16 protein-coding genes and 1 riboswitch are annotated in these 14,683 nt (G+C 56.3%); of the genes, 11 read left to right on the top strand and 5 right to left on the bottom strand.

Translation table 11 applies throughout. The features are described 5' to 3' along the window. Positions 1 to 20: 20 nt before the first annotated feature. The 7 genes from R2940_08020 (at position 21) to R2940_07990 (ending at position 5,272) form a co-directional block, all read left to right on the top strand. Positions 21 to 671, top strand: a complete 651-nt coding sequence (locus R2940_08020; protein ID MEZ4599720.1) for an arylesterase — start codon at positions 21 to 23, stop codon at positions 669 to 671. 63 nt (positions 672 to 734) lie between these two features. Then, positions 735 to 1,205, top strand: a complete 471-nt coding sequence (locus R2940_08015; GenBank protein ID MEZ4599719.1) for an RT0821/Lpp0805 family surface protein — start codon at positions 735 to 737, stop codon at positions 1,203 to 1,205. 70 nt (positions 1,206 to 1,275) lie between these two features. Then, a complete protein-coding gene (locus R2940_08010; GenBank protein MEZ4599718.1) occupies positions 1,276 to 2,415 on the top strand; it encodes an MlaE family lipid ABC transporter permease subunit in 1,140 nt (379 codons plus the stop codon). Between the two features lie 4 nt (positions 2,416 to 2,419). Further along, positions 2,420 to 3,184: an ATP-binding cassette domain-containing protein gene (locus R2940_08005; protein ID MEZ4599717.1), complete on the top strand. Its 765-nt coding sequence runs from the start codon at positions 2,420 to 2,422 to the stop codon at positions 3,182 to 3,184. 17 nt (positions 3,185 to 3,201) lie between these two features. Beyond that, positions 3,202 to 4,185 carry an MlaD family protein gene (locus tag R2940_08000; protein ID MEZ4599716.1) on the top strand — a complete coding sequence of 328 codons (984 nt, stop codon included), beginning with the start codon at positions 3,202 to 3,204 and terminating at the stop codon, positions 4,183 to 4,185. Between the two features lie 2 nt (positions 4,186 to 4,187). After that, positions 4,188 to 4,850 (top strand): hypothetical protein, encoded by a 663-nt coding sequence (locus R2940_07995; protein MEZ4599715.1) that lies wholly within the window; start codon positions 4,188 to 4,190, stop codon positions 4,848 to 4,850. 152 nt (positions 4,851 to 5,002) lie between these two features. Continuing rightward, positions 5,003 to 5,272: a hypothetical protein gene (locus R2940_07990; GenBank protein ID MEZ4599714.1), complete on the top strand. Its 270-nt coding sequence runs from the start codon at positions 5,003 to 5,005 to the stop codon at positions 5,270 to 5,272. Positions 5,273 to 5,283: 11 nt separating this feature from the next. Here the strand turns inward: R2940_07990 and R2940_07985 are convergent, their stop codons facing one another. Beyond that, positions 5,284 to 6,330, bottom strand: a complete 1,047-nt coding sequence (locus R2940_07985) for an AI-2E family transporter (protein ID MEZ4599713.1) — start codon at positions 6,328 to 6,330, stop codon at positions 5,284 to 5,286. A 168-nt stretch (positions 6,331 to 6,498) separates the two neighbouring features. After that, a complete protein-coding gene (locus R2940_07980; GenBank protein MEZ4599712.1) occupies positions 6,499 to 7,125 on the bottom strand; it encodes a dihydrofolate reductase in 627 nt (208 codons plus the stop codon). A 96-nt stretch (positions 7,126 to 7,221) separates the two neighbouring features. On the opposite strand from R2940_07980, the gene R2940_07975 reads away from it, so the two are divergent. The 3 genes from R2940_07975 to R2940_07965 all read left to right on the top strand — a co-directional run bounded on the left by R2940_07975 (position 7,222) and on the right by R2940_07965 (position 11,042). Continuing rightward, positions 7,222 to 8,553 carry a VWA domain-containing protein gene (locus R2940_07975; protein ID MEZ4599711.1) on the top strand — a complete coding sequence of 444 codons (1,332 nt, stop codon included), beginning with the start codon at positions 7,222 to 7,224 and terminating at the stop codon, positions 8,551 to 8,553. A 78-nt stretch (positions 8,554 to 8,631) separates the two neighbouring features. Then, positions 8,632 to 10,299 (top strand): HAMP domain-containing sensor histidine kinase, encoded by a 1,668-nt coding sequence (locus R2940_07970; GenBank protein MEZ4599710.1) that lies wholly within the window; start codon positions 8,632 to 8,634, stop codon positions 10,297 to 10,299. Positions 10,300 to 10,328: 29 nt separating this feature from the next. After that, positions 10,329 to 11,042 (top strand): response regulator transcription factor, encoded by a 714-nt coding sequence (locus tag R2940_07965; GenBank protein MEZ4599709.1) that lies wholly within the window; start codon positions 10,329 to 10,331, stop codon positions 11,040 to 11,042. A 120-nt stretch (positions 11,043 to 11,162) separates the two neighbouring features. On the opposite strand, the gene R2940_07960 is transcribed toward R2940_07965, so the two are convergent. Next, entirely contained in the window at positions 11,163 to 11,507 is a 345-nt protein-coding gene (locus R2940_07960) for a hypothetical protein (GenBank protein MEZ4599708.1), read from the bottom strand. Positions 11,508 to 11,728: 221 nt separating this feature from the next. Continuing rightward, on the bottom strand, positions 11,729 to 13,078 hold the full coding sequence (locus R2940_07955; protein MEZ4599707.1) for an aldehyde dehydrogenase family protein: 1,350 nt from the start codon (positions 13,076 to 13,078) through the stop codon (positions 11,729 to 11,731). Positions 13,079 to 13,209: 131 nt separating this feature from the next. Further along, positions 13,210 to 13,327: riboswitch (molybdenum cofactor riboswitch) on the bottom strand. 440 nt (positions 13,328 to 13,767) lie between these two features. Here R2940_07955 and R2940_07950 point away from each other — a divergent pair. Then, entirely contained in the window at positions 13,768 to 13,986 is a 219-nt protein-coding gene (locus R2940_07950; GenBank protein ID MEZ4599706.1) for a hypothetical protein, read from the top strand. A gap of 99 nt (positions 13,987 to 14,085) precedes the next feature. Here R2940_07950 and R2940_07945 read toward each other — a convergent pair whose 3' ends face one another. Continuing rightward, on the bottom strand, positions 14,086 to 14,676 hold the full coding sequence (locus R2940_07945) for an ADP-ribosylation factor-like protein (GenBank protein MEZ4599705.1): 591 nt from the start codon (positions 14,674 to 14,676) through the stop codon (positions 14,086 to 14,088). Between the last annotated feature and the right edge of the window lie 7 nt (positions 14,677 to 14,683).

Here is a 14,683-nt window from a genome sequence, read left to right as displayed (position 1 = left end):
TTCCGAAAGAGGACGCCGCCATGCCGATTCCACCTTTGCCCCTTCTCCTGGCAAACCTCTGTCCAGCTCCCGGCCCGGCTTCTGCAAAGGCAGACCGTCCGATCCGCATTCTCGCCTTCGGCGACAGCCTGGTGGCCGGCTTCGCCGTTCCGAGCAAGGCGGCTTTTCCGGTACGCCTTGAAAAGGCGTTGCGGGCGATGAATTTTCCTGTGGAGCTTGTCAATGCCGGGGTTCCCGGCGACACGACCCTGGGAGCCCGCGGCCGGTTGTCACAGGCGCTCGCGTGCCGGCCGGACCTGGTCATCGTCGAACTGGGGGCCAACGACAACCTGCAGGGATTCGACCCGGCCCTGACCGAAAGCAACCTGGACTGGATCATCAGCGAGATCATCCGGCAGGGCAGAGGGGTTCTGCTAGCCGGCATCCGGCCGCTGCGTGACCTGGGACCCAAGGACTCTATCGCTTTTGAAGGGCTCTTCAGAAGCCTGGCTGTAAAACACCGGATTCCCCTCTATCCCGATTTTCTGGAGGGTGTTGCCGGCTCTCCAGCACTCAACAAGGCCGACGGCATTCACCCCAATCCCAAGGGGATTGACGAAATAGTCCGACGTATCGCACCCCTCGTTGCCGAGACCCTGCGCCAGCTGCCGGAGCCCCTTGACAGAAGCTAACATCGCGATATCCTTAAACTATCGGAACACCGATTCCTATTGCTGTAACATGGAGGTCGCAAGATGAAAAAGCTGATTGTCTTTTTGAGTCTGTTCACCCTGGTTCTGGCCGGCTGTGCTCCCCAGATGGGGCGCAAGGAAACGGGCGGCGCCCTGCTCGGCGCCGGAACCGGAGCCCTGATAGGATCTCAGATCGGAGGCGGCCGTGGCACCCTGGTTGCGGTGGCTGTCGGCACCCTGGCCGGGGCCCTGATCGGTCAGGAAGTCGGCCGATCCCTCGATCGTGCGGATCGTCTGGCCATGCAGCAGAACGCCCAGTACGCCCTGGAATATACCCGGACCAACCAGTCCACCAGCTGGCGAAACCCGGACACGGGAAATTATGGTGCCATAACGCCGATCGAGACCTACCAGACAGGCGCCGGACAGTACTGCCGGGAGTACTACCAGACCGTAATCATCGGCGGGGCTGAACAGCAAGCCTTCGGAACGGCTTGTCGACAGCCGGACGGCTCTTGGAAGATCATTCGCTGACAACTTCGACATCCTGTCGTACTGCCGGTCGATTTTCTGTTTGTTGGCCAAACAAAACGGAGCCATACCCTTGCCTGAATCAAACCGGCCGCAGAAGATCGATCTTCAGGTCATGCGGAATGATGGCGAACTTGTCCTGACCCTTGGCGGACGGCTCGATATAGAAGGGACAGCCATCCTTTGGCCGGAAGCCGTCTCTCTGCTGACCCGGGAAAAACCGACCAAAGTCACCCTGGACCTCTCCCGGGTCAGCTACTGCGACGGCGCGGGAATCAGCCTGCTGCTGGAAATAAAGCGGCACATGCTGCCGCGCAAGGGGGAAGTCTGCGTCCAGGGACTGCAGCCTGAATTCCGGCGTTTGCTGGATCAGTTCGTCCCGGCTAATTTTCAGGAAATCGTCAGCGAGAGACCGCGCCCCGGAAGCCTGGCCACGGAGACCGGGCGGGCAGCAGTGCGCACCTGGACAGCCCTGGGCAATCTGATCGCTTTTGTCGGCGAACTGACCGTCGCGCTGCTCAAGACCGCACGCCGACCCGGCCAGGTTCGCTGGCGGGATGTCTGGTTGATTTTTGAAAAGGCCGGCGTGGATGCCCTTCCCATCGTCGCCCTGATCAGCTTCCTGGTGGGCCTCATCATGGCTTTTCAGGCAGCGATCCCGATGAAGCAGTTCGGCACCGAAATCTATGTGGCCAATATCATCGGACTGGCGATCCTGCGGGAACTGGGGCCGCTGATGACCTCCCTGCTTCTGGCCGGCCGCTCCGGCTCGGCCTTCGCCGCCGAACTGGGCACCATGAAGATCAACGAGGAGATCGATGCCCTGACCACCCTGGGCCTTGATCCCGTGCCTTTTCTGGTGATTCCCCGGGTGCTCGCGGCCCTTTTCGTCACCCCCCTGCTGACGCTCTTCGCCAACCTCCTGGGCCTGTTCGGGGGCTCCGTCGTGCTGCTTTCCCTGGGCTACCCCATGACGGCCTATATCCGCCAGCTGCAGACGGCAGTCGGCTGGACCGACTTGAACAGCGGGCTGTTCAAGTCCCTGGTATTCGGACTGATTGTCGCCACCATAGGCTGCCTCAACGGTCTGCGCACCGAATTCGGCCCCAGCGCCGTCGGCAATGCAGCCACCCGTGCCGTGGTCAGCGCCATCATTCTGATCGTCGTGACCGACGGAATCTTTTCGGTCCTATTTTATTACCTGGGGATCTGAACCCATGTCCTCCACTACCGACATTATCGAGGTCAGCGGGCTTACGGCAGGCTACGGCGCGGAACCCGTTCTGCAGGATGTGAACTTCAGCGTCCGCCGGGGGGAGATTTTCATCATTCTCGGGGGATCGGGATGCGGCAAAAGCACGCTGCTCAAACATATGATCGGCCTCTATACGCCCATTTCCGGCCGAGTCCGGATCGACGGGGACGACATTGTTGCCGCCGCGGGGCCGAGGCGCCTGGCGATCCTTCGTAAAATCGGCGTGATGTACCAGAATGGTGCCCTGTTCGGCTCCATGACGGTCATGGAAAACCTCTGCCTGCCGCTGGAGGAATTTACCGATCTGCCGGCCGAGGCCCGCACCCTGATCGCGGCCATGAACCTCAGCCTGGTGGGACTGGACAAATCCGGACATCTCCTTCCCGCAGAATTGAGCGGCGGCATGCGCAAGCGCGCGGCCATTGCCAGGGCCATGGTGCTGGGTCCGGAAATCATTTTTCTCGATGAACCGTCGGCAGGACTCGATCCTGTCATCTCCGCGGAAATGGACGAGCTCATTCTGCGACTGGCCGACAGTCTCGGCATCACCTTTGTCATCGTCAGCCATGAATTGTCCAGCATCTTCGCCATTGCCGACCGGGTCATCCTGCTCGACCGAAAGGTCAAGGGGATTCTGGCCGACGGTGCGCCGGAAGTTCTGGCCTCCAGCAGCGATCCGGCTGTCCGGCGGTTTTTCCATCCCCGCGACGCCGTCCCAGATCATTGAGAGGAATCAAAATATCGATGAGCGAAAGAGCCAACTATTTCAAGATCGGTCTGTTCATCCTGGTTGCCCTGACGATCGGGGTGATCGGTTTGATGGTCTTCGGCGCCGGGACCCTGTTTCAGCAGAAGTTTTATGCTGAAACCTATTTTGTGGAATCGGTCCAGGGACTGGACATCGGTTCTCCGGTTAAATTCAGAGGGGTGCAGATCGGCAGGGTGGAGGAAATTACCCTTGTGGGTACGGAATACGAGACGGAAAAACGGTATGTTCTGGTCCGCATCTCCCTCTTCAGCAAGGCCTTCGGTGCCATGTCCCAGGCAGCCGTCGAGGAACTGGTGAAAACAGAAGTGGAAAAAGGCCTGCGTATTCAGCTGGCTTTTCCGGGTGTCACCGGTACGGCCTACCTGGAGGCCGACTATTTCGTCGCCGAAAGAGCACCCTGGATGAGTATCGACTGGAAACCCGACTATGCCTATATCCCTTCCGCCCCCAGCACCATCACCCGGTATACCGAAGCCATCGACCGGATTCTCAAGACAATTGAACAGGTGGACATGGAAGCCCTGTTCACCGGTATCGAGAAGGCCCTGAGCGGGCTCAATGAGGCGACCGAACAGGTGCGCATTGGCGAAATCAGTGATCAGATGGTACTCTTGCTCAAGGAACTTCGTGCCACCAGCAGCCGTCTGGACCGGTTCATCTCCCGAGCCGAAGACCCGTTAGGCCGGTTTCTTCAGGAACTGCCGGAAACGGCACAAAGTCTCAACCGCCTGACCGAACAGCTCAATCAGCTGGCCCGGGAGCTGCCGACACAAATGGAACCCCTGGGGAAAACGGCGCGCCGACTGGACGGTTTGATCACATCCGAACAGCAGAATATCGAGGACATTCTGGAAAATTTCCGCCAGGCCTCGGAAAACCTGCGGGATCTGACCGAAAGCGCCCGGGAGTACCCCTCTCAGCTGATCCTCGGGGCTCCGCCGCCCCCAACGGAGCCATGACCATGACCCGTGTTTCCAAAAAACTTTTCTGCCTCCTTTTTTTCCTGACAATGCCCATTTTCTGCGGGTGCGTCCAACTGGAAAGACCTTATCCGGAAAAGACCAACTTTGTTCTTTCCACAGAAAGAAAAACCCCGCCGGGTGAATCTTCTGGGAATACGGTGCTGCTGGTCCGCAACTTCAACAATTCGGCGCGCATCAAAACGCGCAGTTTCGTCTATCGGGTGGGGGATCTGGAGTACCGGTCCGACTTCTATAACGAATTTTTCGGCTCCCCATCCGATCTTGTGACCGAGGAGACCACTCAATGGCTCAGGGAGTCCGGAATTTTCGGCCTCGTTACCGAAGACGCCGAACCGCAGCCCACGCACCTGCTGCGCGGCCGCATCGAGGCGCTCCATGGCGATTACCGTCCCGGCCAGCCGCCCGCAGCCGTTCTTGAATTGCAGTTGACACTCATAGACGACACGAGTTCAATTGCCCTTACGGTTCTCAATGAAACGTACCGCAGGAAAATCCCGGTCGGTGAACGCTCTCCAAAGGCGCTGGTGCAAGGATGGAACACCGCCTTGGAGGACATCCTGGCCGATTTCGAGCAGGATGCGCGCGAGGCCCTTGCGAAAGGAGCCCGTACCGGTCCCGATCAGACACATTCCGCGCCTTGAGCCATCTCTTCCTGCACCATCTCAGTCCCGCCCTGTTGTCTGACGGCGACCCGATGCAGATAACTTTTCAGGAACGCCTGCAGGCAGCTGCAAACAGCGTAAAATTGTAAGGAACGCGGCAAGAAAAACTGTCCGGCGACCGGAGGTAGAAGATGAAAGAGAGTCTTGACCAGGCCCAAAGGATTGCCCGATCCGATCCCCATCTGCAAGCCTTTGATATCCATATTACGGGCAACGAGCTCCGCCTGGCAAAAGGCGGAGAAAGCTTCGCCCGCCTGTTCCAGACAGAGAAGGAGGGATACTGGCGAATGGAGTATTTCCACAACCGGGAAAAATGGGAACACATCGATTTTGTCGGCACCCTTGAGGAATGCCTTGAATTTCTTTCGGGAAATCCCCATTATCTCTTCTGGGAAGGGTGAAAACCCGGGATTTATTCCGCCGTTCTTTTTGTGGACAGCGGTTTTTCCGGCCCCATCAAAACCCCAATCCAGCGGGTGTCCTCATGGCTGTCAAGGGCAATCTTGGCGGTCATGGTCAGTGGTACCGACAACAGCATGCCGACCGGACCCAGAAGCCAGCCCCATAGCAGCAGGGAGAGAAAGACCACAAGGGTCGAAAGCCCCAACTCCCGTCCCATAAAGCGGGGTTCGATCAGTCCTCCCAGAAGCAGGTTGACCGTCAGGAATCCGATCGCGACCATCACCGCCTTGAACAAACCGAACTGGATCAGGGCCAGCAGAACCGCCGGAATGGCCGCGATTATCGAACCGATGTTGGGCACATAGTTCAGCAGGAAGGCCAGCAGTCCCCAGAGAAACGGATAATCGATGCGGAGAGCGATCAGCAGAACCGCCACCAGCACTCCGGTGATCAGGCTTATGATGGTCTTGATCGCGACATAATGCTGAACATTATGGAGGAAATACTCGAACTTCTCCAAAGAGTTTTCACCCCCAAGGATGAGACGGAGCTTGGCCGGGAAACTGCTGGCTTCGAGGAGCATGAAGATAACCGTCAGCAGAACCAGCAGGCCGTTGGTCACCATGTTGCCCAAAGCGTTGAGCAGCATGCCGATCAGTTTCATGGCCGCTCCGGGGTCAAAAAACCTGATCAGTTCCGCAGAGGAAACCCGGATCCCCATCCTCTGCAGCAGTATCACGGCATCTCCCGTCTGCTCGCGAACCCTGGTTTCGTAATTGGGCAGGTTTCGCGTGAAATCACCTACCGAAGTTCCGATCAGGGTGGCCACCACCATCCCCAGCAGAAAAACCCCCAGGATGACGATCAGCAGGGCGAGCCAGGTCGGAAACCCCTTGCGCTGCAACCAGAACATCGGCGGAGCGCTGATGATGGCGATGAAACCGGCCAGCAGGACCGGCACCAGAATGACTTTGGCCGCGTTTAAACCGGCTGCCACCAGGACCAGCGCTGCCAGCGACATCAGGATGCGTGACGATCCCATTGACGTATTCTCCATGACCTGTTGCTCCGGGAATCTTCAGCCAAGAACTGTTGCAAAAGAAATTCGGAAACTGTCTATGCAAGGATCAATCCCTGTCGCCTTTGCAGGTATCGACCGTGATGAAACATTTGTTGCCGCTCCACCGTCAGCGAAGAAAACTGTTTTATGGGGTTTGTTAACAACTCACTGGCGGCGTCGATAGACTTCGTGGCGAAATGAAATCAAATCCCTTTGGGCGATCATTTCCCACTGATCAAAGGAAAAATCGGGAAACCAGGTATCTCCTTCGAAATCCCCATCGATCCATGAGATGTAGAGGAAATCCGCCAGGGGCAATGCAGCCCGGTAGATTTCGACTCCGCCGATAAGGAATATTTTTTTTTCGTAATGGTCCCCTTGCTGCAAAGCCGTTTCAAGATTACGGCAGACATCGACGCCGGGGAGGGAGCACAAGCGGCTGCTGACAACGATGTTGTGCCGGTTGGGAAGGGGTTGACCAATCGATTCAAATGTCCGCCGGCCCATGATGACTGACTGGCCTTCGGTCAGCTCCCTGAACAGCCGCAGCTCATCCGGAATATGCCAGGGAATGGCGCCCTTGTGCCCGATGACCCTCTTTGCGGTCATGGCGACGATGATAATTCGTTCAGGTCTGTGTTTCGATCGGCTCATTTTTATGGATCGAATTCCCGTGCGCAGACCCATGCGTCTGCCGGTGTGACTCCAGTCAGCGGACAGGATAGCATGACAGAACCCCGGCGTCAGCATTTTGCGGCGGGGTGGAATCACAGACATTTTTTTTACAATCATTTTACCTGCTTGTGACACCCTGAAGCGAACAAGGTGGTTTAATCGCGGCAGAAGAGGAATACGAGGTTCTTTTCCCAATTCAAACAGGAGTCGAACATGAACAGAATACTTCTCCCCTTTGTCGCCATTTTACTATTGTTTGCATCCGCCACTTTCGCCGCTCAGGCCCCTTTGGTTCAATGTGAAGCCCGGCTGGACCGACCTGTTCTGCTGGCCGGGTCATCCCAACGGGCAGTCATCAAAATCGCCTTGACAGCTCCGCAAACCCCTCGCACCGGGCATCGACCTCCAGTCAACCTGGCTCTGGTTCTGGACCGTTCGGGATCCATGGCCGGCACCAAAATCGAAAAAGCCCGTGAGGCGGCGATTGAGGCACTCCATCGCCTGGATCGCCGGGACCTGTTTTCACTCGTCACCTATGACCATGAAGTCGAAACCCTGGTTCCTTCGGCACCGGCCAATCATTCCGAAGCAATCGAGGCGCGCATCCGGGGAATCCTGCCCGGCGGGAACACGGCTCTGTTCGGAGCCGTCAGCCAGGGAGCTGCCGAGGTCCGTAAAAACGGAGAATTCCCCTTTGTCCACCGGGTGATCCTGCTGTCCGACGGCCTGGCCAACGTGGGGCCGAGTCGCCCCGACGATCTGGCCCGTCTTGGTGCGGCTCTGCTCAAGGAGAATATTTCAGTCACAACCATCGGGGTTGGCAACGATTTCAACGAAGATCTGATGACCCGCCTCGCCGAGCGGAGCGACGGCAATACTTATTTTGTCGAATCCAGCCTTGACCTTCCCCGTATTTTTGCGGCCGAACTGGGTGACGTTCTGAGTGTTGTCGCCCGCCGGGTCACTATCGAGATAAAATGCGCGGAAAATGTTCGGCCCCTGCGCATTATCGGGCGTGATGGCCGGATTCAGGACCGACAGGTGGAAATCCGCATGAATCAACTCTATGGTGGGCAGGAAAAGTACGCCCTGGTCGAGGTGCAAATCCCTTCAGGTCAGGACGGCAAGACTATCGAGTTGGGAGAAGTGAGCTGCCGTTACGAAAATGCCCTGACATCCTCTACGGAACGATCCGCGGCACTGGCCCAGGCCGTCTTCAGCAGCGAGAGGGAAAAGGTGCGCCAGGCGGTCAGCAGGGAGGTACAGGAAGCGGTGGTGGAGAACGAAATGGCCCTTGTCCGCGACAAGGCCCTCACGCTTTACAATGAAGGCCAGAAGGACCAGGCAGCCAGCATACTGCGTGAGAGCGGAAAAGCACTGCAGACTGAGAATGCCGAACTGGGCTTTGCCGATCTTGCCGACGAGGCGGGTCAACTGGAACAGGAGGCTGGCGAATTCGAGACCGATGCCCTTGATCAGGTTCGGAAAAAGGAGATCCGTTCAGAAAGCTACAAAGTGCGAAGTCAGCAGAAACCCTATAAATAACAACCACAATCTGCTAGATTAACAGCCAGCAACAGAGCGCGCTTTCAATTCATTGAGTAAAACCATTCGGAAAGGGCCATGTATCGAGTCCGCCTGATCATTGCCGCCTGGCTGTTGCTCCTCGTCCCGACTCTGCTGGTCGGAGGAATGGCCCTGCGCCTTCTGAAAAGGGAGCAGCAGCAACTGACAGCAGACACTCGCGCCGCTGCTCTGCAGCGAGCTCAAAGCACTGCCGAAACCCTGGACCTGGCTCTGGAAGAAGTCAGGAGGGGGCTTTTGAGCGGTCTGCGGCAACTTCCAGAGGATGATCTGGCCCAGCACCTTATCAACTGGAGGTACGACAACCCTCTGATCCGGAATGTTTTTATCTGGACACCGGAGGGTCTGATTCTGCCCGATCCGAAACATCCCGGCAACAGTGAGGAGGCCGGCTTCCTCTCCCGTTTCGATGCGCTGTTTCAGGGCCGCATTCCTTGGCAGGAACCCCCGGAGGAAGCAGGTTCTGTCGAGGATGGCGGCGGATCCGCTTTTTTGTCTCCTCGCATGGAACTGCGCAGGTTGGCCGATTACCCTCTCAGATCAGAAGGACTTTCGAAAGCTGAGCAGAAGCTTCAGACAGGCTGGCTTCCATGGTTTTGGGAGGACGGGCTGTATCTTCTCGGCTGGATGGAAATGCCGGCCGGCTCGGGGCGCCGGGTCGGCGTTGAGGTGGAAATCATGGCACTGCTTTCGCGGCTGCTGCCCACCCTGCCGAAGGCCGTTCCGGGAGAAGTCTGGACGCTGGTGGACGATCATGGCCGTATCGTACACCAAAGCGGCAACGGCCGTCTTCAGGCCGGCACCCTGCCCCTGGCCACACTTCCTGTTGGCTCCGGGCTGCCGCATTGGCAGCTCCGCATATTTTCGCCGGAAAAGGCCGGGGGAGGGGGCAAAACAGGGCTGCGGCTTCTCTCCTTCCTGCTGGTTGGGTCATTTGTCGCCTCCATCCTTTTTGGCGGTTCCCTCCTGCTCTGGCAGGCTTGGCGTCATATGCTCGATGCCCGGCGCAAAACATCCTTCGTGGCCAATGTCTCTCATGAATTAAAGACACCTCTGACCACTATTCGTCTTTATGCCGAGCTTCTTCTTGAAGGGAACATCAGCCAGCCAGACAGGCAGCAGCATTATCTGCAGGTCATTGTCGGCGAAAGCCAGCGCCTGACCCGCCTGGTCAACAATGTCCTCGATTTGGGTCGCCTGGATCAGGAGCGGAAAAAATACCGTTTGGAAATTTTTTGCCCGAAGGATCTGGTGGAGGATATTTTTTGCAGTCAGAAGATATGCCTGGAACAGGCAGGACTGCATCCTGTGTGCCTTATTACTGAACCGGTATCAAGGGTCAAGGCCGACCCGGATGCCATCCGGCAGGTCTTGCTGAACCTTTTTGACAATGTCACCAAATATGCCACACCAGGAGAACTTGTGGTTGAAATCAAAAGGGTAAACAATCATTGCCGAATAGCCGTCAAAGATCGGGGCCCGGGCATACCGCCCGGACACAGGGAAGCCATCTTCACCCCTTTTCATCGGATTGACGATTCTCTGACAGCAGCCTGTTCCGGCAGCGGACTTGGCCTAAGCATCAGTCGCCGTCTGTTGACGGGCATGGGGGGTGACCTGCGTTTTCGTCCGCGCAGGAACGGCGGTTCTTCTTTTGAAATTTTCCTGCCCCTTGATCCCGATGAGGGGATCGTTCAAATCGTTTGATGCCAATCCTGTTTTTCAGAGAGGAAAAAATGACGCCTTTACGTATCCTGGTGGCCGAAGACGATCCCCATATTCTCCAGGGACTGGTGGACCTGCTGAACAATGAGGGATACCAGGTGACGACTGCTGAAAACGGGAACAGAACCTTGCAACTGCTCGATGAGCAGACCTTTGATCTTCTGCTACTCGACGTGATGATGCCCGGGAAGAGCGGTTTTGATGTCTGTCGGGAGGTCCGGCGCAGAGGCTGTGCCCTGGCCATCATCATGTTGACCGCGAAAGGTGAGGAAATTGACAAAGTCGTGGGGCTGGAACTTGGAGCCGACGACTATGTCGTCAAACCTTTCGGGGTTCACGAACTACGAGCCCGAATTCACGCCGTATTGCGCCGTTCCGGAACCTCGAGATTTCAAAATCCAGATTCGTCGGTTCTGCCTGACGTGCTGCATATCGGTCAGGCCGTCGTCGACCGGAAACGTTACTCCTGCCAGCATTGCGGGCAATCCTACAAACTGACTGCCAGGGAAATGGCGCTCCTCGAAATTTTTTTCGAGCATCCCGACGAGGTTCTGAGCCGGGATATTCTCCTCAACCAGGCATGGGGAATCCATTACCAGGGAACCACAAGAACCCTCGACCAGCATGTCGCCCATCTGCGCAAGAAAATCGAACCTAATCCGGCCGTTCCCAGCGTTATCGTGACTGTCCATGGCGTCGGCTACCGATACGTATCTTCGGCATAGGGGCTTGACAAGTTGGAGCGAAACCAGCCGGTGGCAGCACCATTGCCGGCGCCATAACAGGGAGAACTGATGAAGGGAGAAACAGAAACCAGGGAAGGACTGAAAACCCGGCAAATCTCGTCAGGATTTTAATTTGCCATAGATCAGCGACCAGTGACGTAACCTGCGGGGCATATGACTGCCGACGGTTCCGGCAACGATGGAAAACCAAAGGAGTTCGACGCAGTAGTCGGGCCAGAAGTGAACGAGTGCGACCGGCAGCATGTGGGCCATGGCCAGCAGCCCGCGCCCCTCATGGGGCCAGTAGAGACTGTGGTGAAGTTCTGTGCCGATCAATGCCAGACCCGAAGCCACGACAAGCCAAGCATAGTGGTGCAGGTGAGGCATAGAGGCCTGAAAAACAGCTCCTCCCAGCAGAATCCCGGCAACCCCGATATGACAGGTGCGGAAAATAATGTCCAGCATCCTGGACCATGTCGACCGTCTGACCCTGCTTGTTTCAGCCTGCTTTTCCGTAGCCTTCTGCATCACCTTCCGGTACCCGATAAAAGCATGGCTCCGGCGCGACTCTTTCCGCCCCAGAATTCAAACGATTAAAAAGAGTGGAACCTTTGGCAAGGTCCCACCAAAAGATGTCGACGGACCGCCTTTCGGCGGTCCGTCGACGATGGAAATCAAGCGGATTTTTATTCGTCGCGCTCGTAGTCGACGATACGGGCCGCAACGGTCTTGATGCTCAGAAGATCGCTGTAGTTGATGTTGTTGCCAAGGTAGTTGCCGCCGTCGGTGCCGCAACCCAGGGTCAGTGAAGGGGGCAGCTTGTTGTAGATGAGACCGACGGAGCCGTGCACTGCGGGCTGGTTCAGCAGCAGACGGTTGGCGGGAATTTCCATGGCGAACTTGTCGAGAACCTTCTCATCCTGTGCATGAACGACGGCGGTGTGGCCGGCGCCGCCCCAGAGGAGCTGGCTCTTGGCAGCCGCGATCGCTTCATCGGTGCTGTTGTAGGCGATGTAGCCCAGAACCGGGGAGAGCTTCTCATGGCTGAACCAGTCTTCGGGGCCGATGGTGCTCAGGGGCACCAGCAGCAGTTTGGCGTCAGCGGGAATTTCGAAGCCGGCGAGCTTGGCGATCGCCTGGGGAGATTTGCCGACGATGGCCATGGCCGGAACGCCTCTTTCCTTGTCGAACATGACCTTCTCGAGCTTGTCCTTTTCCTCGGCATTGACCAGGTAGGCGCCTCTGTCCTTCAGCATCTGCACAGCTTTCTCGGCAGTGGCCTTGTCGTCGAAAATCATCGACTGGTCGGAAGAGCAGATGGTGCCGTTGTCGAAGGTCTTGGAAGCGATGACGTTATTGACCGCAACGCTGAGGTTGGCGGACTTGGATACGAAAACGGGGGTGTTGCCCGCGCCGACGCCGATGGCCGGATGGCCGGAGCTGTAGGCGGACTTGACCATGGCGTTGCCGCCGGTGGCCAGAATCAGGTTAACGCCCGGGTGTTTGAACAACAGGTTGGTCGCTTCGATGGAGGGGGTATCGATCCACTGAATGCAGTTTTTGGGAGCGCCGGCGGATACGGCGGCTTCAGCCATGATCCGAGCTGCCTCGAGGCTGCACTTCTGGGCGCGGGGATGGAAGGCGAAGATGATCACGTTGCGGGTCTTCATGGCGATCAAAGACTTGAACATGACAGTGGAAGTCGGGTTGGTGGTCGGAGTGGCGGCCGCCAGTACGCCGAAAGGCTCGGCAACGTACTTCACACCTTCTTCTTCCTTGATCACGCCGACGGATTTTTTGTCCTTGAAGTATTCATAGACAATGTGGGCGCCAAGATGGTTCTTGATGGCTTTGTGGTCGGCGCGGCCGATGCCGGTTTCCTCGACGGCCATTTCGGCAAGCTTCTGCTCTGCTTCGACGCTGGCCTTGTCCATAGCCGCGCAGATCTTGTCAACCTGCTCCTGAGTGAAGGTCTTGAATTCGTCGGCAGCCTTCTTAGCATTGGCTACCAATTGATCGATCATTGCCTGTGCCATAACCTGTTCCTCCTAGTTTTGTTGTAGGTCTTCGGTTGACCCGGTTGCCAGCAATGCTTATGAATATGAGAGCCCGCATCAAAAAAATAGAGACGATGGAGCATCACATGCTCACGGCGCATTACCGTAAGATGCAATCCCCTCCGACTCCTTTCCAAACGCGGGAGGCATCACGATTTCTCCTGACACCCAATGCCCGCCCTCCATAGCCTGTGCTTTAGGAAAGACGGGTCAGAGTCGAACACTTTTCTGTAACAGCGAAGGGCGAAAGGACCGTCCTTCGGCCGTTAGGAGAAAAAGAATCTAAGCAAATTAGCACAGCCACTTATATCAAAGAGGTTTCGGTCATGCAAGTAAATAATTATCCTGAAACAGCCGCGGAATACCGCTGAAAGCCGGGCCTCGACGCCTTTTAAACTGCTTTCAAACCAATCCCTCTGACCGCAAATCTCGAGCATAGCTGCGTGAAAAACCCGAAAAAAAAGCGCGCCGGTCAGGAGGGAAGAACCAGGCGCGCAAAACAACTTTCCTCAGGAAAGTTGTTGTCAACAATTCGGACGAAATTCTACCATTCAAATATTTTTTTTCAAGGGCTGCCACTATTTATTTTGAAAAATTTTATTTGAATTAATAAATTGATTGTTGCAAATTTCGAGTTATGCTTGGTGATAAAAATTGGGAGAAACTGTTTGATTTGCCTGCCCGAAAAGGACCGTGTCTTCCAATCCGCAAAGAAAGAAAAGGGCATGCCCGCAAAAGTTCATCAGGAAAATCGTGAAAAAGAAGCCATCAGGCGACACCTGCTTGCCAGCATGCTGCTCACTGCAAACATGGAGCAAACCAGAAGCACGCCAAGCGCCTGGGCCCATTTTTGGCAGGGGTTGTTCAGAAAGAACCGGATGCCGTAAATTTTTCGCCTGTTCCACCGCCACGGAACCAGGCATTCGTGACAAAAAAACCGGGGGATCTATCCCGGAATCAAGGCTTAGAGCAGGAACAAAGCCCCTCTATTTCTGGCCTTTCTTGAGATCGATCAGAATCTGCTTTGCAACAGCCTTCAAAGTTTCGAACACTCCCTCTCCAGTGAGAGCACAGGCCTTGAATTCAGGGACCTGATTCGGGTTGAGAAGATCCTGCAGTTCCTCGAGAGGTGTCAAATTAGGAAGGTCGCATTTGTTGTACTGGATGACGAAAGGCAGATTTTCAAGCTGGTACCCGTGCTCCTCAAGGTTTTCTTTCAGGTTTTCCATACTTTCGACGTTGGCGTCGAGCCGTTCCTCCTGGCAGTCGGCAACGAAAACAACGCCGTCCACTCCTTTGAGAATCAGCTTACGAGACGCATCGTAAAAGACCTGGCCCGGGACAGTGTAAAGGTGAAAACGGGTCTTAAATCCCCGGATATCGCCCAGAGCCAGAGGCAGGAAGTCGAAAAACAGGGTTCGCTCCGTTTCGGTGGCAAGAGAAATCATCTTTCCCCGGGCTTCCGGAGCCGTCCGCTGGTAAATAGTCTGCAGATTGGTCGTCTTGCCGCAAAGACCGGGGCCGTAGTACACAATTTTACAGTTGATTTCGCGCGAGGCGTAATTGATGAAGGCCATTCTCTGC

This window comes from Syntrophotaleaceae bacterium, assembly GCA_041390365.1.
Lineage (GTDB): Bacteria > Desulfobacterota > Desulfuromonadia > Desulfuromonadales > Syntrophotaleaceae > JAWKQB01.
This window is presented reverse-complemented; position numbering and strand designations above follow the sequence as displayed.